Below are 19,064 nucleotides of genomic sequence, written 5' to 3'. Positions count from 1 at the left end.
CTACGCATGATCAAGTTCACCAAATCGTTGACGGCGGTTGCCGTTGCCATGGCGGCGCTGGCTGGCCCCGCCTTGGCTGAATACCCCGAGGGTCCCGTTGAATTCGTTGTGCCGTGGCCTCCCGGTGATCTGGAAGACATCCTGACGCGCATGATCGCGGAGGATTTCCAGGAAGCCTACGGTGTGCCCGCAGCCGTTGTGAACCGTCCCGGCGGCGGTGGCGGCCCGTTCCCCGGCGCGATCGATGTGGCCAATGCGCCTGCCGATGGATCGACCATCGGATCGTTCATCATCGCCGTGCCCGTGGTTGGCCCCCAGATCGGCATCCCCGAGTTGAACCCCGACCCCTTCGTGCCCCTTGGCAACTTTCTGACATATCCGTTCGTCATCGCCACCTCGGGCGATGCGCCCTACCAGTCGATGGAAGAGCTTGCTGCCTATGCAGGCGACAACGGCGTCGTTCTGGGCCATTTCGGTGCACCCTTGGTGCCGACGCAGGTGACACTGGGTCTGGCGCATCAGATGGGATTTTCCTACGCCTCCGATGCGGCGTTTGACGCGCTGGATTGCAACACGCTGGCCTCGGGTGATGTGGATGTGATTAACACCACGCTGCAACTGATCTTGCCGTGCCTTGATGATGTGACTGTGCTGGCCTCCATCGGGGCTGACCGGATCAGTCTGACGCCTGACGCCCCCACAGTGTCCGAACTGGCCGATGGGCTGGACGTCGCCCTTTGGAACGGCCTCTTCGTGCACCGCGACACCCCGCAAGAGATCCAGGACGCGATCATCGCCGTCGCCCGTGAAACGGTGATGTCGGATCGCGCGCAGGCCTTGGCCGCTGAAACCGGCGCGCTGGTCTACTGGCAGCCCGCCGATGAGGTCGTCACCCAGATCCAGACGGATATCGAGACGCTTGCGGGCATCGAGGCGATGCTGGCGCAGTAATCCAACAGGGCCGGGTGGCAGGTGCTGCCCGGCCTTCCTCCTTCCCGGAGCCTGCCCATGTCGCGCGTGAAGACCCTGCAAGTCCTGTTCAAGCGGTATCGCCGCCCCGGTGATATCGTCTTCGCCTGGGTGCTTCTGATTATCTCCGTCTTGCTGCTGTCGCAGCTTTGGGGGCAAACCACGTGGCGCAATGGGAACGCTTTGTTCGCGCAACCCCGCTTCTGGCCGGGCGTGTCACTTGCCGGCATGGCGATTTTCGCAGCATTCCACCTTCTGGGCTCGGCTCTGTCCGAGCGGATCCACGGCCGATGGACCGAAGTTTGGCTCTGGATTTCGTCGCTGGAATACGCGGGCTGGTTCATCGTCTATGCGCTGGTCATACCCTACACCGGCTACCTGCCCACGACCGTTGTCTTCGCCCTCGCCCTGGCCCTGCGCGCGGGCTACCGCACGGCCCGTGCGCTTCTGTCTGCCGCTGCGGCTGCAATCGCTATCGTGGTCCTGTTCAAATCACTCCTGCAGGTGCGTCTGCCCGCCGGTGAGATCTATCAGTACTTGCCGGACGGCATCCGCCAGTTCTTCCTCATTTACCTCTGACAGGGTCGTACCCTCATGGAAAATCTGCTTGCAGGCGTACAGATGTTGGCCCGCTGGGACGTGGCTCTGGCGCTCTTGGTCGGCTCCATTGGAGGTGTCATTGTCGGCGCCATTCCCGGTGTCGGCCCCGCCGTCGCCATCGCGATCCTGCTGCCTGCCACCTTCGCTTTCGATCCCATCGTGGGGCTGACTGTGCTGCTCGGCATTTACGGCTCCAGCATGTATGGCGGCGCGATCCCGGCGGTTCTGATCAATACGCCGGGCACCGCAGTCAATGCGCTTACGTCCTACGATGGCTACCCGATGACGCAGAACGGAGAGGCGCACCGCGCGGTGTCGCTGGCCTATTCCGCCTCTTTCTGGGGCGGGATCTTCGGCATCCTCTGCCTGATCCTGCTGTCCCCCGTGCTGGCAATCATCGCGCCTATGTTTGGCAGCCGCGAGATCTTCCTGGCCGCCCTTCTGGGCATCATCCTCGTGATCCTCGCCCACCGGGGCCAGATCATGGCGGCGGGGCTTTTGGCGATGTTTGGCATCTTCCTGCAAACCGTGGGCCTCGACGCTGTCACCTACACGCCGCGCTACACGTTCAACCTATCTTTCCTGTCGTCGGGCGTGAACCTGATCGTCGTGGTTCTTGGCCTCTTCGCGTTGTCCCAAGCCTTCTTCCTGCTTACCGCCCCCGATGAATCCCCTGACGCCAAGCCTGTCGCGGGCCGCATGTCTGCTGGCTTCCGCGAGCTTCTCAAACACAAGCGTGTCGCCACAGTGGCTTCCAGTTTCGGGGTTATCCTGGGCATGATCCCCGGCACGGGTGAATTCACCGCCCAATTCATGAGCTACACCTACGCCCAGAAGACCTCCAAAACACCGGAAGCTTTCGGAAAAGGCTCCCCCGAAGGCCTGATCGCGTCCGAGGCCGCCAACAACGCCGTGCCTGCCGCCGCGATGATTCCGCTGCTGGCCCTTGGTATCCCCGGAGAGGCGCTGACCGCCATGATGCTGTCGGTCTTCTACGTGCACAACGTCATCCCCGGCCCACAGCTCTTCCAGAACAACATCGACCTCGTCTATGGCCTCTATGTCGCGCTGATTGCTCTCAATGTGATCGTGATGGTGTTCCTTCTGTTTTCCACCAACCTGCTGACGAAGATCATCAAGATCCCGACGCGGTTCCTTGGCATCCTGATCCTGATCCTGTCCTTTGTGGGCGTCTATTCGCTGCGCAATTCCCTGACCGATTGCATGATCGCGGCGGGTTTCGGGGTGCTTGGCTTGATCCTGAAGCGGCTGAACCTTCCGATTGTGCCCATCATTCTTGGAATGGTTCTGGGCGGGATCATGGAGGTCAAGCTCCGCTCGGCCTTGCCGCGGCTCAATATACCGCTTGATATGATCGACCGCCCCATCGCGATGATCATTTTCGCAATGATCGTCCTTGTGATCGCGCTGCACATTCGCACCCTGATCACGGAATTCCGCGCGCCTGGCGCCGAAGATGATCACGCGATTCACGACACTCAACAGCGGTAGAACCCCATGGACCAAAACAGCATCGACGCGCTCCGCGCGCAGCCTATCGCGCCTTTTGGCCATTTGATCGATGGGAAGGTCGTGTCCGCCTCGGACGGGGCGACGATGGACGTTATCTCGCCTCTCAACGGCGCGGTTCTGACCACCGTTGCGCGCGGGACGGCGCAAGATATGGACGCCGCCATCACCTCGGCGCGCGCTGCGTTTGGGGACGGACGTTGGGCGGGACAAGCACCTGCCGCCCGCAAGAAGGTCCTGCACAAGTGGGCCGATCTGATCGAGGCCCATGCGCTTGAGTTGGCCGTCCTTGGCGTGCGTGACAACGGGACCGAGATCTCCATGGCGATGAAGGCCGAACCCGGATCTGCCGCCGCCACGATCCGCTATTACGCCGAGGCGCTTGATAAGGTCTACGGAGAGATCGCCCCGACCCAAGGCGATGTCCTTGGCCTGATCCATCGCGAACCGGTCGGTGTCGTCGGCGCGATCGTTCCCTGGAACTTCCCGCTGATGATCGGCGCATGGAAACTTGGACCTGCCTTGGCGATGGGCAATTCGGTGGTGGTGAAACCGGCGGAAACGGCGTCCCTGTCCTTGATGCGCATGGCTGAACTTGCGCTGGAGGCCGGTTTGCCGCCCGGTGTGCTGAACGCCGTCACCGGCGAAGGTGCGGTGGTGGGTGAAGCCATGGGCCTTTCGATGGACGTCGACGTGCTGGTCTTCACCGGCTCTGGCGGGACGGGGCGGCGGTTGCTGGAATACGCCGCCCGGTCCAACCTCAAGCGCGTCTATCTGGAACTGGGGGGCAAGTCCCCCAACGTCGTCTTTGCCGATGCCCCCAATCTGGACGAGGCCGCCAAGGTCGCCGCTGCGGGTATCTTCCGCAACGCGGGCCAGGTTTGTGTCGCAGGCTCGCGCTTGTTGGTGGAGGCTGCCATCCACGACGATTTCGTCGCCGCCGTGATCCGCGCGACCGAGGCGATGCGCGTGGGCGATCCGCTGGATCTGCAAACCAACATCGGGGCGGTGAATTCCGAGGCGCAACTGACCCAGAACCTGGGCTTCGTGGACACCGCACGGGCGGAAGGGGGCGAGGTCGTGACCGGCGGCACCCGCATTCTGCAAGAGACGGGGGGCAATTTCATGGCCCCGACCATCGTCACCGGCGTCACGCCTGAGGCGACGCTGGCCCAGAAAGAGGTCTTCGGCCCCATCCTTGGCGTCTCCCCGTTCGAGACGGATGACGACGCGGTGCGCATCGCAAATTCAACCGTTTATGGCTTGGCGGGCGCAGTCTGGACCGCGAACCTGTCGCGCGCCCACCGCATGGTGCGCGACATCCGCACCGGGGTGATGCACGTGAATACCTACGGCGGCGCGGATGGCACGGTGCCCTTGGGCGGTGTCGGGCAATCGGGCAATGGCCACGACAAATCGCTGCATGCCTTGGACAAATACATCAACCTCAAGACCGCGTGGATCAAGCTATGACCGACAAGACCATCCTCGTGATCGGCACCTATGACACCAAGGACGCAGAGCTTGGGTTCCTGGCAGACGTGATCCGGGGGCAGGGCGGGCGTGTGTTGAGCATGGATGTCTCGGTCTTGGGCGAGCCGTCCATGCCTTGCGACCTGTCAAAGCACGACGTGGCGCAGGAAGGCGGCAGCAGTATCGAGGCCGCCATTGCCTCGGGCGATGAAAACACGGCCATGCAGATCATGGCCCATGGCGCGTCATTGCTGGTGGCGCGGCTTTTCGCGGAAGGGCGCTTTGACGGCATGGTGGTGCTCGGCGGTACCATGGGAACCGATCTGGCGCTCGATGTCTGCTTGGCCCTGCCCTTGGGCGTGCCGAAATATATCGTCTCGACGGTATCCTTCTCGCCGCTGATCCCGCCCGAGCGGATCGCGGCGGACGCTCAGATGATCCTTTGGGCGGGCGGGCTTTACGGGCTGAACTCGGTCTGCAAGGCATCGCTAAGCCAGGCGGCCGGCGCCGTCCTTGGTGCTGCGCGCGCAGTCCAGAAGCCGGACCCCGACAAACCGCTGATTGGGATGATGTCCCTCGGCACCTCGGCCCTGAAATACGTGATCCCATTGAAACCTGCGCTGGAAGCGCGCGGATACGAGGTCGCCGTGTTCCACGCCACCGGTATGGGCGGGCGCGCGTTTGAAAGCCTCGCGGCCCAAGGGGCGTTTGCCTGCGTGTTCGACTTCTGCACGCAAGAGCTTGGCAACCACATTCACGGCTCCAACATCTCGGCCGGGGCGGACAGGCTGACGGGCGCGGGCCTTCGCGGCACGCCGCAGATCGTGGCACCGGGGTGCTATGACCTGGTCGATATCGTCGGCTGGCAGCCAATTCCCGGCAAATGGGCCGATCACCCAAGCCATGCCCACAATCGCCTTCTGACCTCTATCGTGCTGAACGCCCAAGAGCGCCGACAGGTGGCCCGCGCCCATGCGGAGCAACTGGCCAGGGCCACGGCCCCCACGGCGATGATCCTCCCCCGCCAGGGCCTTGGCGAATGGGACCGCGAAGGCGCGGACCTGCACGACCAGGCGGGCCTTGATGCCTTCCTCGCGGAATTGACACATGCGCTGCCACCCAACGTGAAGGCCCATCCCATCGACGCCCACATCAACGATGCGGCCTTTGCGGACACGGCGCTTGCGATCTTCGACAAGTGGCGGGCCGAGGGGCTAGTCCCGTGATCCCGGATCCAGCATCGCCAACAAATCGAGGAGCGTCTCGTAATTCTCCTCCCCCAGGGTCGCGCGGATATCGGCCACGATCCGCGCCGATTGCTCGGCCCGCTCGTCGATGATCTTCTGTCCCGCCTCGGTGATCGCGATGAAATGCCGACGTCGGTCGACCTCGTCGCGGGTCTGGGTGATCAGGCCCTTTTCACGCATCTTCGTGGCGATGCGGGTGAGGCTGGGGAACAGTAGGCTTGCGCGATCCGCCAGCGAGGTCGCATCCAGCGGCCCGTTTTCAGATAGGACCCGAAGCACCCGCCATTGCTGCTCGGTAATGCCGGTCTCGGACAACATATCACGGATCGGAGCCATCACGCCTTCGCGGGCGCGGATCAGCGCCATCGGCAAGGAACGCGCGGTGGGGGGAAATGTGCGAGGCATTTGGGGCTCGGGCTATTCTATGAGATGCTCTCGTGTGCTGCCAAGTCAGGCTTGACAATACAAGCCGGATTTAATTAACTTCGCAACAATTAACATGTTAAGCGTGCCATGCCTCATTTCCAGATCGACTATTCAGCCAACCTTGAAGACACCGTGGACATGGCCGCCCTGTGCGAGGCGATCCGCGCCGAGGCAGCGGGCATCGATGCGTTTCCGATGCCGGGCATCCGCGTCCGTGCGACCCGTGTCGATCACTACGCGATTGCCGATGGCAATCCCAAGCACGGCTTTGTCGATATCTCGGTCCGTCTGCGGGAAGGTCGGCCGGACGACGTGAAGCAAGACGCCATCGCCCGGATCTTCGAGGCAGCAAAGGCTTGTCTGGTCGACGCGATGGCCACCCACTCCATCGCGCTGTCCGCGGAGATGCGCGACATCGACGCGGCCCTGTCGCCCAAGACAGGCACCATCCGCGATCATTTGCCCAAGTCAGAATGAGGGACCGCGCATGAGCAAGCTGGACGACAACATCGCCAAACTGGACGGCTATCTGGCCCGGTTCCGTGACACGGGCATCCGCAACCGGATTGCAGGGGCGGATGTGGCCGGGGCCGGGGGCGTGTTCCAGACGATCTCCCCGGTCGACAAAAGCGTCATCTGCGATGTGGCCCTCGGGACAGCGCCGGACATAGATGTGGCAGCGCAGGCGGCCAATGCCGCCTTCCCGGCGTGGCGCGACTTGCCCGCGCCGGAGCGTAAACGGATCCTGGTCCGCGTGGCGGAAGGGATCGAGGCGCGGGCCGAAGAAATCGCGCTTTGCGAGTGCTGGGATACGGGCCAGGCCTTCAAGTTCATGTCCAAAGCGGCCCTGCGCGGCGCGGAAAACTTTCGCTATTTCGCTGATCAGGTCGTGCAAGCCCGCGACGGTCAGCACCTGAAATCACCGACGTTGATGAATGTTACCTCCCGCGTGCCCATCGGCCCGGTGGGCGTCATCACGCCGTGGAATACGCCCTTCATGTTGTCCACTTGGAAGATCGCGCCCGCCTTGGCGGCAGGCTGCACGGTTGTGCATAAACCCGCCGAAGCCTCGCCCCTGACCGCCCGCCTGCTGGTTGAGATTGCCGAGGAAGCGGGCCTGCCACCGGGCGTGCTCAACACGGTGAACGGGTTCGGCGAAGGCGCCGGCAAAGCGCTTTGCGAGCATCCCAAGATCCGCGCGATTGCCTTTGTGGGAGAGTCGAAGACCGGAAGCCTCATCACAAAACAGGGCGCCGATACGCTGAAGCGCAATCATCTTGAACTTGGCGGAAAGAACCCGGTCATCGTGTTTGAGGATGCCGACCTTGACCGCGCGCTGGATGCGGTGATCTTCATGATCTATTCGATCAACGGGGAGCGCTGCACCTCATCCTCGCGACTTCTTGTGCAAGAAGGCGTGCGCGAAGACTTCGAAGCCAGACTGGTCGAGCGTGTGAACAACATCCGTGTGGGCCACCCGCTGGACCCCGCCACAGAAGTCGGCCCCCTGATCAGTGAGGAGCATTTCACCAAGGTCACAAGCTACTTCGACATCGCCGAGCAAGACGGCGCGACCGTTGCGGCGGGCGGCGAGACGATCGGGAGTGAGGGCTATTTCGTCCGCCCGACGCTTTTCACCGGCGCGCGCAATGACATGCGCATCGCACAGGAAGAGATCTTCGGCCCGGTGCTGACCTCCATCCCGTTCTCGACCGAGGACGAGGCGCTGCATATCGCCAATGACACGCCCTACGGCCTGACCGGCTATGTCTGGACCAATGACTTGACCCGCGCGCTGCGGTTTACCGATAAGCTGGAGGCCGGGATGATCTGGGTGAACTCCGAAAACGTGCGCCACCTGCCGACGCCGTTTGGTGGTGTGAAGGCCAGTGGCATCGGTCGCGATGGCGGAGATTGGTCGTTCGAGTTCTACATGGAGCAAAAGCACGTGGGCTTTGCCCTTGGCCCGCACAAGATCACCAAGTTAGGAGCGCTTTGAATGCCCGCACCCGCACCCAACCTGTACCCGGATTTCAATGTCATCCGCCTGAGCCATGTTTGCCTGAACGTGGCCGATCTTGCGGCTTCCAAGACGTTCTACACCGACATCCTTGGTCTTCAGGTCACGGATGAGACCGACACGCACATCTACCTGCGGGCCATGGAAGAACGGGGGCATCATTGCGTCATCCTGCAAAAATCCGACCAGCCCGGTACGGTCGAGGTCATGGGCTTCAAGACCTATGACGAAGCTGATCTGGATCGGGCCGAGGCCTATTTTCAGGCCAAGGGCCGCCCAACGCAATGGGTCGAGCGTTCCTACCAGGGCCGCACCCTGCTGACGTCAGACAACATGGGCATTCCGTTGGAATTCTACCACAAGATGGATCGTCTTCCGTCGATCCACCAGAAGTACGCGCTCTATCGCGGGGTGAAGCCCCTGCGGATCGACCACTTCAATTGCTTCTCAAATGACGTCGACGCGTCGGTCGCCTTCTACAACGACTTCGGCTTCCGCGTGACGGAATACACTGAAGATGCCGAAAGCGGGAAGATGTGGGCCGCGTGGATGCACCGCAAGGGCGGCGTGCACGACATGGCCTTTACCAATGGCACTGGGCCGCGCCTGCATCACGTGGCGTTCTGGGTGCCGACGCCGCTGAACATCATTGATCTGCTCGACCTCATGGCCACCACCGGCTACGTCAGTAACATCGAACGCGGGCCGGGTCGGCACGGAATTTCCAACGCGTTCTTCCTTTACATCCTTGACCCGGACGGTCACCGGATCGAGATCTATTGCTCGGATTATCAGACCGTTGATCCGGATCATGAGCCGATCAAGTGGGACCTCAAGGACCCCCAGCGCCAGACGCTATGGGGGGCGCCCGCGCCAAGAAGCTGGTTTGAACACGGCACGCAGTTCGTGGGGGTGGAAACCAGGGATTCTGCGTTGGCCGCCACCCCGATTATCGCGCCCTGAGCGCGGGAGGAGAGCCAGTGAACTGGGACGAATTCGCCCATTGGGGCAAGCACATCGCTGATTGGGGCGCGGACTACCACAAGACCCTGCGCGACCGCCCCGTGCGGGCGCAGACCGCACCGGGCGAAATCGCGGCACAGCTTCCGACCTCGCCGCCTGACAGCCCCGAGGACATGGCCGCCGTCATGGCTGATTTCGAGGCCATCGTCATGCCCGGCATGACCCATTGGCAGCACCCACGTTTTTTTGCCTACTTCGCTGCAAACGCCGCGCCGCCGTCCATGCTGGCCGAGCAGCTGGTCAACACCGTCGCGGCCCAATGCATGCTTTGGCAGACCTCGCCCGCGGCGACCGAAGTCGAGGGGGTTATGGTGGATTGGCTGCGCCAGGCCCTTGATTTGCCTTCCGGCTATTCCGGTGTAATCCAGGACAGCGCGTCTTCTGCAACACTGTCCGCCGTGCTGACAATGCGCGAGAGGGCGACGGGATACACAAGCAACCGTGAGGGTCTGTCCGGCAAGGGCCACCTGCGCATCTATTGCTCGCAAGAGGTTCATTCCTCGATTGATCGCGCCTGTTGGGTAGCTGGCATAGGGCAAGACAATCTGGTGAAGATCCCTACCCACGGTTCGCGTTTCGCGATTGATGCGGACGCGTTGCAGTCCGCGATTGCCGCTGACATCGCGGCGGGCCACACGCCTGCGGGGATCATCGCGATCACGGGCGGCACGGGGGTGGGTGCCTCGGATGATCTGGGCCGAGTGCTGGCGGTCGCCCGCGCCCATGACCTCTACACCCACCTCGATGCCGCGTGGGCGGGTGCGGCGATGATCTGCCCCGAGTTTCACGCCGCGTTCTGGGACGGTGTGGCGGGATACGATTCCATCGTGTTCAATCCACATAAATGGTTGGGGGCGCAGTTCGACTGCTCCATTCAGTTCCTGCGCGATCCGCAACCGCAGCTCAACACCCTGAAGATCGAGCCGGAATACCTGAAGACGTCAGGCGATGCCGTCACCAATTACTCGGAATGGACGATCCCCCTGGGCCGACGTTTTCGCGCCCTGAAAATCTGGTTCCTGATCCGTACCTACGGGTTGGACGGCCTGCGCACCCGCATCCGCAACCATGTGGCGTGGGCGGAGGACCTGGCCGAGGCGATCCGCGACATGGAGGGTTTCGAGATCACGTCCGAGCCGATCCTCAGCCTCTTCTCCTTCCGCTGCCACGGCAGCGACGACGACCAACAGCGCCTTGTCGATGCCCTCAACGACGATGGGCGCATCTACCTGACACAAGGCGCGTTCCAGGGCCGCAAGGTGGTCCGCTTCCAGGTGGGGCAATTCGATTGCACCCGCGATGACGTCATGGTGGCGCGCGATGTGATCGCGGAAGTTTGGGAGAAACTTCAATGAAATACGCAAGCTACATTGCCCATGGGCAACCATACTATGGCGCCGTGACCGACGCGGGCATGATCGCCCTCAGCCCCGATTTGCCGCAATGGCGCACCCTACACGAGGTGATCGCCGCGGGCACTTTCGACCGATTGGCCGAAGTCGCCAAGGACAAGCCCGTCACCCACACCACCTTCACCTACGATATGGTCCTGCCCGATGCGCGGCGCATCCTGTGCGTCGGCGTCAATTTCCCGGATCGTAACGCCGAATATAAAGATGGCAGTGAGACGCCCAAATACATGTCTCTTTTTCCGCGCTTCGCCAGCGGGTTCACCGGGCACGATCAGCCCCTGATCCGCCCGCCCGAAAACCACACGCTGGACTACGAAGGCGAGGTTGCTGTCGTCATCGGCAAGGCGGGTCGCCGTATCGCGCAGGCCGACGCCTATGACCACATCGCGGCGCTGACGATTTGCAACGAAGGCACGATCCGCGATTGGGTGCGACATGCGAAGTTCAACGTGACACAGGGCAAGAATTGGGACCGTTCCGCCGCCATGGGGCCGTGGTTGGTGCCGTTCACAGACGCCAGCCAGCTGGATGATGCCCGCATCGTCACCCGCGTGAACGGAGAGGTGCGCCAAGACGATACACTTGATCGCATGATGCATCCGATCCGGCGGCAGATCGAGTATATTTCGACCTTCATGACGCTCCAGCCCGGCGACGTCATCGTTACCGGAACGCCCACGGGGGCCGGCGCGCGGTTCGATCCACCGCGTTATCTGGCGCCCGGAGATCTTGTAGAAGTAGAGGTCAACACCATCGGCACCCTGCGCAACACCGTGGCGGATGAAGTTCTATGACCCCGCAAGATCACGCCCGCGCCGCCGACGATCTGTTGCGCGCCGAGGCCACGGGACAACAGATCGGCCTTCTGACCCTGCGCCATCCCAAGATGGGGATGGACGACGCCTACGCCATTCAGAACGCCATCGCGGCCGCCAAGCTGGCGCAAGGTCGGCGTGTAATCGGGTGGAAGATCGGGCTGACATCGAAGGCCATGCAAAACGCACTGAACATCGACATTCCCGATAGCGGGATCCTTTTCGACGATATGGCGTTCGAAGATGGGGCCACGGTGCCCAAGGGCCGCTTCATCCAGCCCCGGATCGAGGCCGAGATCGCATTTGTAATGAAGGCACCCATCGGGGGGGGCGATGTCACCCGCGACGATGTGCTGGCCGCAACGGACTACGTCGCCCCCTCTATCGAGATTCTCGACACCCGCATCACCCGTACGGACGCGGCCACGGGCAAGGTCCGCACGGTCTTTGACACCATAAGCGACAACGCCGCCAACGCGGGCGTTGTTCTGGGGCGGCAACGCCACGCGCCCGACGCTTTCGATCTGCGCTGGGTTGGCGCGATTACGTCACGCAACGGTGAGGTCGAGGAAACCGGGCTGGGGGCAGGCGTGCTGAATGACCCGGTGGAAAGCGTCGTCTGGCTGGCGCGCCGAATGGCGCAGTACGGGCAAAGTATCGCACCGGGGCAAATCATCCTCTCGGGCAGTTTCATTCGCCCCGTCGAATGCCCCGCAGGCACGCGGATTCACGCCGATTTCGGCTCTTTCGGACATGTCGATCTGGCGTTCGACTGATCTGCTGTCCCAAGTTCTAAGGCGGGCACCAACACAACCACGCCAAAACGCCGAAGCATTTTCCCGTATGCATTTGTGAAGGTTACGGCATAAAATTATTCGGATTTCGGTTTATAAAACGCGTCACATACCTCGGAACGGAGCGGATTTGACCCAACCAGATGACCTTGCCTTCAAGATTTACCAAGCGATCCGGGACGGAAGCGGGGACGCCTTGAACCTCGGTGCTTTCGACCGCTACCATCCGTTCTTTCAGATGCCTTCGTTTATTGAGACCTTCGAAGGGCGCGAAACGATTGGTACGCTTGAAGCGTTGCGATTGACCTTCGACAAAGTGGCGCAGGGTCTGCGCGATATTAGCGCAACGCGGATGGTGCGCGTTTGCAGCGTGGCGCAGTTCGGTGGGCCCGAGGCGATCCGCGGTGTCCATGACACCCGCCTGGTGAACGATAAGGGGCAGGTGATCGAGGCCTATTCCGGCATGTGCACCCTGCGCCTGAGCGACGCCCAATGGCGCGTCGGGCTCAGCTAGTTTGTCGAGAAACGCGAGGCGCCTCCGTCCAAAATCCTACGCAGCTACACGCAAAGCGTTGGCTCCCGCGTGGAGTAGACGACCCTAGTCGTCGCCCTTCGCCGCCGCCGCCGCGCCGCCTTGGCCCAAAGGCACCGGGCCAAAGGGCCCGCCATGAACCATCTGCGCCAGATCCGCAGGATTACCCGGGCCCTCAGCCGCCAGGATTTCCTCTGCGAATTGCTCGGCGTTGTCCTGTGGCTTGTAGCCCAGGAATGCGGCGTTGGAGTTATCGACCGGACTGCGGTCGTTGTCTGAGACGCCGTAAATCACTGCAAAGCCCGTCGTAGGCGTATCAATCGCGCGCTCGACCAGGCGCACCAGATCGTCATCGCTCAGCCATGTGCCCAAGGCGCGCGCGTTCTTGACCGGGGCGCAGGACAGGATCCGCAGGTGGACGCTTTCGATTCCGCGCTTTTCCCAATACATCCGGCCCAGATCCTCGGAGAAGCACTTTGCGAGGCCGTAGAAGGTATCGGGTCGATGCGCTGCATCCGTTCCGATGTACGACTGACGGGGGTGCATCCCAACCGCATGGATTGAAGACGCATAGACAATTCGCCGCGCGCCCGCCTTCTGAGCACTTTCCCAGACGTTGTAGGAGCCGATGAAGTTCGGCCCCAGAAGCTCTTCAAACGGCCCCTCATCGACGATCGCGCCGAAGTGGCAGACCATCTCCACCCCGTCCATCAGCGCGGCGATGGCGGCGTAATCGGCCAGGTCGGCCTTCACGTAGGTCTCGTTGGCGGCAAGGCCGTCAATGCTGTCCACGATGTCCGAGCAGACAAGCGTTTCGCACATGGCCGCCAGCGCGGGCCGCAGGATGGAGCCGCATCGGCCAGCGGCCCCGGTCAGAACGATTTTTTTCAACATTTCTTTGGCCTCTCAGATGACGGCGGTCTCTAGGATGGGGTCATTGCGGACGATCCGCTGATAGGTGAAGGGGGTCATGTCCAGCGCGCGGTATTCGCCATAGGTCAACCATTCGGCCGTGGCCCGGCCCATGGCAGGCGATTGCTGCAACCCATGGCCCGAGAACCCATTGAGGAAAATGAAGTTTTCCACCTCAGGGTGCGGACCGAGAATGGCGTTGTGATCCAAGGTGTTCACCGAATAATGCCCGGCCCATTCCGATTGCACTTTCACCGCCTCGAAGGCGGGAATGCGGGTGGCGAGGATCGGCCAGACATGGTTTTCCCACAGGCTGTGGTCCATGTGAAAATCGTCGTAATCCACGGCCGGATCCATGTCGGCATGGCCGCCAGCTTGATAAGTACCGCCGCCGTTCTCTCGGCAATGGACGCCCGAGGGGTCAATCGTCAGCGGAAGGTCGCGGTTCAGCGGGGTTTCCGCCTTGAACACCCAGGAATAGCGCTTGCGCGGCTCCACTGGCACGTCAATCCCGGCCATCCTGGCCGTACGCGCCGCGCGAGGACCCGAGGCGTTGACGACCTGTCCACAGGCGATGACCTCTCCGGTCTTCAGGGTCACGCTCGTGATGCGCCGACCGTCGCGGTTCATCGCGACGACCTCATTGGCGACGTAATCCACGCCGCGCTCGCGGGCCTGGCGTTTCCACCAGTCAAAGACAGCGGCGCCGTCCCAATACCCCTCGTCCACAGTGTTGATAGAGCCAAGCACGATGTCATCGACATTGTAGAATGGGTAGGTGCTGCGAATCTCGTCCGGGGTCATCAACTGCGTCGCCGCGCCCGCGGCGTGCTGCACCTTGATGTTCTCGCGCAGGACGTCTGCGAACCCCTCGGTATCGGCCAGATACATGTAGCCGAATGATCGGATGGACAGCGGCGGAATACGATCATCATCGCCCATCCGCGCGCGGATATTCTTGACGAAGTCAGCGGCAAACTGGCTGATGCGCACGTTCAACTCGGTCGAGAACTGCTGTCGCATGCAGGAATTCGTGTGGGCGGTGGAGCAGAATTCGTACGACGGATCGCGTTCCACGACGAGGACAGAGCCGTCGAAATCCGGGTTGTCGGTCAGAAACCACGCCGTCGACGATCCCATGATCGCGCCGCCGACGATCACGACGTCGTAACTGGCCCGATTGGGGACAGTGTCGAATGTCAGTTTTGCCACGGTGCGCGCCCCCCTTTTGCCCCGAACGCTTACCTGTGCAGAAGGCGAACGCAAGCTTTGTGATTTATCCCAAGGCGTTTTCGTCCTTCACCGCCTCCATCGAGACATGGGTCGACGTCGCCGCCACATGAGGCAGACGGCTGATCACTTCCCCCAGCACCCGGCGGTAATCGGCAATATCGATAGAGCGGACCTTCAGAAGGTAGTCGAAGGCTCCGGCGATCATGTGACATTGCTCGATCTCGGGGACGGCGCAGGCGGCCGTGTTGAACGCGCGCAGGGCGGGCTCTCGGGTATCACTCAGGCGGACCTCGACAAAGGCGACATGGGCCAGGCCAAGGCGCCCGGGGTCAAGGACGGCGCGAAAGCCCTGAATGTAGCCTTGTTCCTGCAGGCGCTTCAGCCGCGTCTGGCACGGTGTCTTCGACAGGCCCACCCGATTGGCCAGTTCGGTCACGGGGATGCGCCCGTCACTTGCCAAGACCCGCAGGATTCGCAAGTCCGCTGGATCGAGTGGGCTGTCTTCCGGGAGCTTCAGAGGCATATTTTTGTCTTTCGGGGGAAATTTCAGGTCACATCTATAGCACGCGGCCTCTCCTCAGGCAATTTGCCCTGCTTGCTGGTGCTATATTAGCAGCGCAACCTTCATGCGGGACCCTGCGTGCCATGACCGATCTTCACCCCCTTCGCCAAGCCATCGCCTCAGCTTATCTGGAGGACGACGCCAGCGCATTGATCCGCCTGCGCCGTGCGTATCCCATTTCGGAACAGGTGCGCGGTGCGGCAAGCAGCCGTGCCACACGCATGGTCAAGGACATCCGTGCCCAAGATCGCGGCGGCTTGATGGAGGTTTTTCTTGCAGAATACGGGCTGTCATCGGCCGAAGGGCTCGCGTTGATGCGGTTGGCCGAGGCATTGTTGCGCGTGCCCGACGATGCCACCGTCGATGCCCTGATCGAGGACAAGATCGTGCCTGCCAAGTGGGCAGGGCACCGGGGCAAGTCGAAATCCGGTCTGGTGAATGCGTCCACCCTGGCGTTGATGCTGACGGGCGCCGTCTTGTCCGAGGAAGACGGCGCAGGCATCGCGGGCACCCTGAAGGGGGCTGTGAAACGCCTGGGAGAGCCGGTGATCCGCAAAGCCACCCGCCGCGCGATGAAGGAGATGGGCAACCAGTTTGTTCTGGGCGAGACAATCGCCGATGCCGTGAAGCGGGGGCGTGATCGCGCCGCCCAGGGTTATACCTACAGCTATGACATGTTGGGCGAGGCCGCCGTGACCGCCCATGAGGCCGACACCTTCCACGCCGCCTACGCCCATTCCATCGCCCATCTGGCAAAACATGCGACCCGTGATGACATCCGCGAAAACCCCGGTATTTCCGTCAAACTCTCGGCGTTGCATCCGCGGTACGAAGAAGCACAGCGCGATCGCGTCATGGCCGAACTGGTCCCCCGTGTGCTGGAACTGGCGCAAGCTGCGAAAGCCGCAAAGATGGGTTTCAACATTGATGCCGAGGAAGCCGACAGGCTTGACCTGTCGCTGGATGTGATCGAGGCCGTGCTGCGGGACGGCTCGCTTGCGGGCTGGGATGGCTTCGGCGTCGTGGTGCAGGCCTATGGCAAGCGCGCCGCCCCCGTCATCGACTGGCTCTATGCCCTGGCCCAGACCCTTGATCGCAAGATCATGGTGCGGCTGGTGAAAGGCGCCTATTGGGACACCGAGATCAAGCGCGCGCAAGTTGCGGGCCTGCCCGGTTTTCCGGTCTACACGACCAAGGCGGCCACGGACGTGTCCTATCTGTGCTGCGCGCGCCAGCTTCTGGACCGGACCGACCGGCTCTATCCGCAGTTCGCCACCCATAACGCTCATACGGTCGCGTCCGTGATCGAGATGGCGGAAGATCCGCAGGCGTTCGAATTCCAGCGCCTTCACGGTATGGGCGAAGAACTGCACGACCAGGTGCATCGCGGCAACATGACCCGCTGCCGGATCTACGCCCCCGTCGGCGCGCACCGCGATCTCTTGGCCTACCTTGTCCGCCGCCTTTTGGAGAACGGGGCGAATTCCTCTTTCGTGCACAAGATCATGGATGAGGCGACCCCCCCGGAGGCCGTCGCCGAAGACCCCTTTATCACCTTGGACGCCCCCGCCACGTCGGTCACTGCCCCCGCTGCGCTTTACGCGCCGGAACGGCCCAACTCCGAAGGCCATGACCTGACCGATCCCGCCGCCCTGGCCACGCTGGAGGCCGCTCGCGCGCCCTTCCGTAGGGCGCAATGGCAGGCAAAAGGGGGAAGCGGCCCGACCCTGCCGGTGATCAATCCCGCAGACCCCTCTGACGTGGTTGGACACGTGAACCTTTGCACCGCCGAGGATGCCGAAAAGGCCATCGCTGAGGCGACCCCTTGGGGGGCCTCGAACCGTGCGGGTATTCTCAACAAAGCCGCTGATCTCTACGAATCCCACGCCGCCGAGCTTTTCGCGCTTTTGGCGCGGGAGGCAGGGAAGACCCTCCCGGACTGTGAGGCTGAACTGCGCGAAGCCGTTGATTTTCTGCGCTACTACGCCGCGAGGATCGATGATCTGCAAGACCCAGCCTTGGGTCGCGTCACCTGCATCAGCCCTTGGAACTTCCCGCTGGCGATTTTCACCGGGCAGATCGCGGCGGCGCTGGCCGCAGGCAACGCCGTCCTCGCCAAACCAGCCGAAGCCACGCCCCTGATCGCCGCCCGCGCGGTGGCACTGATGCACGAAGCCGGTGTCCCGACGCAGGCCCTGCGCCTTCTGCCCGGCGAAGGCGCGACCGTCGGCGCGGCGTTGACAAGCGACCCGCGCATCGACGGCGTGGCGTTCACCGGCTCCACCGCCACGGCGCAGGCGATCCATCGCGCCATGGCCGAACACCTTGCGCCCGAAGCGCCGCTGATCGCCGAAACGGGTGGCCTCAACGCCATGATCGTCGACAGCACCGCCCTTCCGGAACAAGCGGTGAAAGACGTGGTGATGTCCGCCTTCCGCTCTGCCGGGCAGCGTTGCTCGGCGCTGCGGTGCCTCTACGTGCAACAGGACATCGCACCCACGTTCCTCAAGGCGCTTTTCGGCGCGATGAATGAACTCAGCCTTGGCAACGCCTGGCCGCTGGCGACAGACATCGGGCCCGTCATCGATGCCCGCGCCCAAGCCGGCATTGCCGCCCACATCCAACAGGCCCGGACCGAGGGCCGCATCCTCCATGAAACCGAAGCGCCAGCCAAGGGCACGTTCATCGCCCCCACCGCAATCCGGGTCAGCGCCATCACGGATCTTGCCGAAGAGGTTTTCGGCCCGGTTCTGCATATCGCAACCTTCAAGGCGCAAGAGTTGGATCACGTGATCGATCAGATCAACGCGACGGGCTACGGGCTGACCTTCGGCATTCACTCCCGCATTGACGATCGCATCGCGGATGTCACCGGGCGGATCAAGGCGGGCAATCTTTATGTGAACCGGAACCAGATCGGGGCCATCGTGGGCAGTCAGCCCTTTGGCGGGCAGGGGCTTTCGGGCACGGGTCCGAAGGCGGGCGGGCCGTCTTACGTGCCGCGCTTTACGCGTGCAGCCCAAGGTCAAGTTCAAGGTCAGGGCCAAGACATGCCGGGGGCCGCCGCCGACCTCGCCGCCGCTGCCCATGACTTGCGCGTGGCAACGCCTGCCGACAGGACGCTTACCTCCGTTGATCTCCCCGGCCCAACCGGAGAGACCAACCGCCTCACCTCCCACCCACGGGGGCGTGTCCTCTGCGCAGGCCCCGGAGAGGCCGCCGCCCGCGCCCAGGCGCGGCTTGCGTCCGTCACCGGCTGCGCCCCCGTCCTCGCGCCGGACCTGCCCGCCGAGGCCTTGGCGAAGCTGCCGCCCTTTGACGCGCTCATCTACTGGGGGGAGGCGTTGGAGAAGCGCCGCTACCGCGAAGCCCTGGCGGCGATGGACGGCCCGATCCTCCCGCTCATCACCGAGGCGGACCCCACGCCACGCCTGATTATCGAGCGTCACACCTGCATCGACACCACCGCCGCAGGCGGTAACGCGGCGCTATTGGCGGCGGTGGCCTGACCCGCGG

The 19,064-nt window shown here is 62.8% G+C and carries 17 protein-coding genes; 13 read left to right on the top strand and 4 right to left on the bottom strand.

The window, feature by feature from the left end:
• The first annotated feature begins 6 nt into the window (after positions 1-6).
• The 5 genes from KUL25_RS11145 to KUL25_RS11125 are packed head-to-tail and all read left to right on the top strand — an operon-like array spanning position 7 to position 5,798.
• Positions 7-951 carry a tripartite tricarboxylate transporter substrate-binding protein gene (locus KUL25_RS11145; protein WP_257893002.1) on the top strand — a complete coding sequence of 315 codons (945 nt, stop codon included), beginning with the start codon at positions 7-9 and terminating at the stop codon, positions 949-951.
• Positions 952-1,008: 57 nt separating this feature from the next.
• Positions 1,009-1,548 carry a tripartite tricarboxylate transporter TctB family protein gene (locus KUL25_RS11140; RefSeq protein ID WP_068363580.1) on the top strand — a complete coding sequence of 180 codons (540 nt, stop codon included), beginning with the start codon at positions 1,009-1,011 and terminating at the stop codon, positions 1,546-1,548.
• A gap of 15 nt (positions 1,549-1,563) precedes the next feature.
• Complete coding sequence (locus KUL25_RS11135; protein WP_257893001.1) at positions 1,564-3,081, top strand: tripartite tricarboxylate transporter permease; 1,518 nt, start codon at positions 1,564-1,566, stop codon at positions 3,079-3,081.
• A 6-nt stretch (positions 3,082-3,087) separates the two neighbouring features.
• A complete protein-coding gene (locus KUL25_RS11130; RefSeq protein WP_257893000.1) occupies positions 3,088-4,572 on the top strand; it encodes an aldehyde dehydrogenase in 1,485 nt (494 codons plus the stop codon).
• Positions 4,569-5,798, top strand: a complete 1,230-nt coding sequence (locus KUL25_RS11125) for a Tm-1-like ATP-binding domain-containing protein (RefSeq protein ID WP_257892999.1) — start codon at positions 4,569-4,571, stop codon at positions 5,796-5,798. Before KUL25_RS11130 ends, KUL25_RS11125 begins: the two co-directional genes overlap by 4 nt.
• Here KUL25_RS11125 and hpaR read toward each other — a convergent pair.
• Entirely contained in the window at positions 5,787-6,224 is a 438-nt protein-coding gene (gene hpaR / locus KUL25_RS11120) for a homoprotocatechuate degradation operon regulator HpaR (protein WP_068363596.1), read from the bottom strand. The two genes, KUL25_RS11125 and hpaR, sit on opposite strands and share 12 nt — an antisense overlap.
• A gap of 108 nt (positions 6,225-6,332) precedes the next feature.
• Here hpaR and KUL25_RS11115 point away from each other — a divergent pair, with 108 nt between their 5' ends.
• From KUL25_RS11115 to KUL25_RS11085, 7 genes are all read left to right on the top strand, one after another.
• The gene (locus tag KUL25_RS11115) at positions 6,333-6,722 is read left to right on the top strand and encodes a 5-carboxymethyl-2-hydroxymuconate Delta-isomerase (protein WP_068363598.1); all 390 of its coding nucleotides are present in this window, start codon (positions 6,333-6,335) and stop codon (positions 6,720-6,722) included.
• 10 nt (positions 6,723-6,732) lie between these two features.
• Positions 6,733-8,244, top strand: a complete 1,512-nt coding sequence (gene hpaE, locus KUL25_RS11110; RefSeq protein WP_257892998.1) for a 5-carboxymethyl-2-hydroxymuconate semialdehyde dehydrogenase — start codon at positions 6,733-6,735, stop codon at positions 8,242-8,244.
• Positions 8,245-9,228: a 3,4-dihydroxyphenylacetate 2,3-dioxygenase gene (hpaD, locus tag KUL25_RS11105; protein WP_257892997.1), complete on the top strand. Its 984-nt coding sequence runs from the start codon at positions 8,245-8,247 to the stop codon at positions 9,226-9,228. It begins immediately after the preceding gene.
• A gap of 17 nt (positions 9,229-9,245) precedes the next feature.
• Positions 9,246-10,643: a pyridoxal phosphate-dependent decarboxylase family protein gene (locus KUL25_RS11100; protein WP_257892996.1), complete on the top strand. Its 1,398-nt coding sequence runs from the start codon at positions 9,246-9,248 to the stop codon at positions 10,641-10,643.
• Positions 10,640-11,494 carry a fumarylacetoacetate hydrolase family protein gene (locus KUL25_RS11095; protein WP_257892995.1) on the top strand — a complete coding sequence of 285 codons (855 nt, stop codon included), beginning with the start codon at positions 10,640-10,642 and terminating at the stop codon, positions 11,492-11,494. The genes KUL25_RS11100 and KUL25_RS11095 overlap by 4 nt, the downstream gene beginning before the upstream one ends.
• Positions 11,491-12,291 (top strand): 2-oxo-hept-4-ene-1,7-dioate hydratase, encoded by an 801-nt coding sequence (gene hpaH, locus KUL25_RS11090; RefSeq protein ID WP_257892994.1) that lies wholly within the window; start codon positions 11,491-11,493, stop codon positions 12,289-12,291. Before KUL25_RS11095 ends, hpaH begins: the two co-directional genes overlap by 4 nt.
• 148 nt (positions 12,292-12,439) lie before the next feature.
• Entirely contained in the window at positions 12,440-12,823 is a 384-nt protein-coding gene (locus tag KUL25_RS11085) for a hypothetical protein (RefSeq protein ID WP_257892993.1), read from the top strand.
• An 84-nt stretch (positions 12,824-12,907) separates the two neighbouring features.
• Here the strand turns inward: KUL25_RS11085 and KUL25_RS11080 are convergent, their stop codons facing one another.
• From KUL25_RS11080 to KUL25_RS11070, 3 genes are all read right to left on the bottom strand, one after another.
• Positions 12,908-13,735 (bottom strand): NAD-dependent epimerase/dehydratase family protein, encoded by an 828-nt coding sequence (locus KUL25_RS11080; protein ID WP_257892992.1) that lies wholly within the window; start codon positions 13,733-13,735, stop codon positions 12,908-12,910.
• Between the two features lie 12 nt (positions 13,736-13,747).
• Positions 13,748-14,965 (bottom strand): NAD(P)/FAD-dependent oxidoreductase, encoded by a 1,218-nt coding sequence (locus KUL25_RS11075; protein WP_257892991.1) that lies wholly within the window; start codon positions 14,963-14,965, stop codon positions 13,748-13,750.
• A 64-nt stretch (positions 14,966-15,029) separates the two neighbouring features.
• Positions 15,030-15,509 (bottom strand): Lrp/AsnC family transcriptional regulator, encoded by a 480-nt coding sequence (locus KUL25_RS11070; protein WP_257892990.1) that lies wholly within the window; start codon positions 15,507-15,509, stop codon positions 15,030-15,032.
• Between the two features lie 122 nt (positions 15,510-15,631).
• Between KUL25_RS11070 and putA the strand changes: the two genes are divergently transcribed.
• Complete coding sequence (gene putA, locus KUL25_RS11065) at positions 15,632-19,057, top strand: bifunctional proline dehydrogenase/L-glutamate gamma-semialdehyde dehydrogenase PutA (protein WP_257892989.1); 3,426 nt, start codon at positions 15,632-15,634, stop codon at positions 19,055-19,057.
• Positions 19,058-19,064: the final 7 nt, after the last annotated feature.

Origin of the sequence: Gymnodinialimonas phycosphaerae (assembly GCF_019195455.1) — a bacterium.
Taxonomy (GTDB): Bacteria; Pseudomonadota; Alphaproteobacteria; order Rhodobacterales; family Rhodobacteraceae; genus Gymnodinialimonas; species Gymnodinialimonas phycosphaerae.
This window is presented reverse-complemented; position numbering and strand designations above follow the sequence as displayed.

Coding starts and splice junctions, on each gene's coding strand:
- hpaH (WP_257892994.1), top strand. CDS start 11,491: ATGACCCCGCAAGATCACGCCCGCGCCGCCGACGATCTGTTGCGCGCC.
- hpaD (WP_257892997.1), top strand. CDS start 8,245: ATGCCCGCACCCGCACCCAACCTGTACCCGGATTTCAATGTCATCCGC.
- KUL25_RS11070 (WP_257892990.1), bottom strand. CDS start 15,509: ATGCCTCTGAAGCTCCCGGAAGACAGCCCACTCGATCCAGCGGACTTG.
- KUL25_RS11130 (WP_257893000.1), top strand. CDS start 3,088: ATGGACCAAAACAGCATCGACGCGCTCCGCGCGCAGCCTATCGCGCCT.
- KUL25_RS11145 (WP_257893002.1), top strand. CDS start 7: ATGATCAAGTTCACCAAATCGTTGACGGCGGTTGCCGTTGCCATGGCG.
- KUL25_RS11095 (WP_257892995.1), top strand. CDS start 10,640: ATGAAATACGCAAGCTACATTGCCCATGGGCAACCATACTATGGCGCC.
- KUL25_RS11125 (WP_257892999.1), top strand. CDS start 4,569: ATGACCGACAAGACCATCCTCGTGATCGGCACCTATGACACCAAGGAC.
- hpaE (WP_257892998.1), top strand. CDS start 6,733: ATGAGCAAGCTGGACGACAACATCGCCAAACTGGACGGCTATCTGGCC.
- putA (WP_257892989.1), top strand. CDS start 15,632: ATGACCGATCTTCACCCCCTTCGCCAAGCCATCGCCTCAGCTTATCTG.
- KUL25_RS11140 (WP_068363580.1), top strand. CDS start 1,009: ATGTCGCGCGTGAAGACCCTGCAAGTCCTGTTCAAGCGGTATCGCCGC.
- KUL25_RS11135 (WP_257893001.1), top strand. CDS start 1,564: ATGGAAAATCTGCTTGCAGGCGTACAGATGTTGGCCCGCTGGGACGTG.
- KUL25_RS11080 (WP_257892992.1), bottom strand. CDS start 13,735: ATGTTGAAAAAAATCGTTCTGACCGGGGCCGCTGGCCGATGCGGCTCC.
- hpaR (WP_068363596.1), bottom strand. CDS start 6,224: ATGCCTCGCACATTTCCCCCCACCGCGCGTTCCTTGCCGATGGCGCTG.
- KUL25_RS11115 (WP_068363598.1), top strand. CDS start 6,333: ATGCCTCATTTCCAGATCGACTATTCAGCCAACCTTGAAGACACCGTG.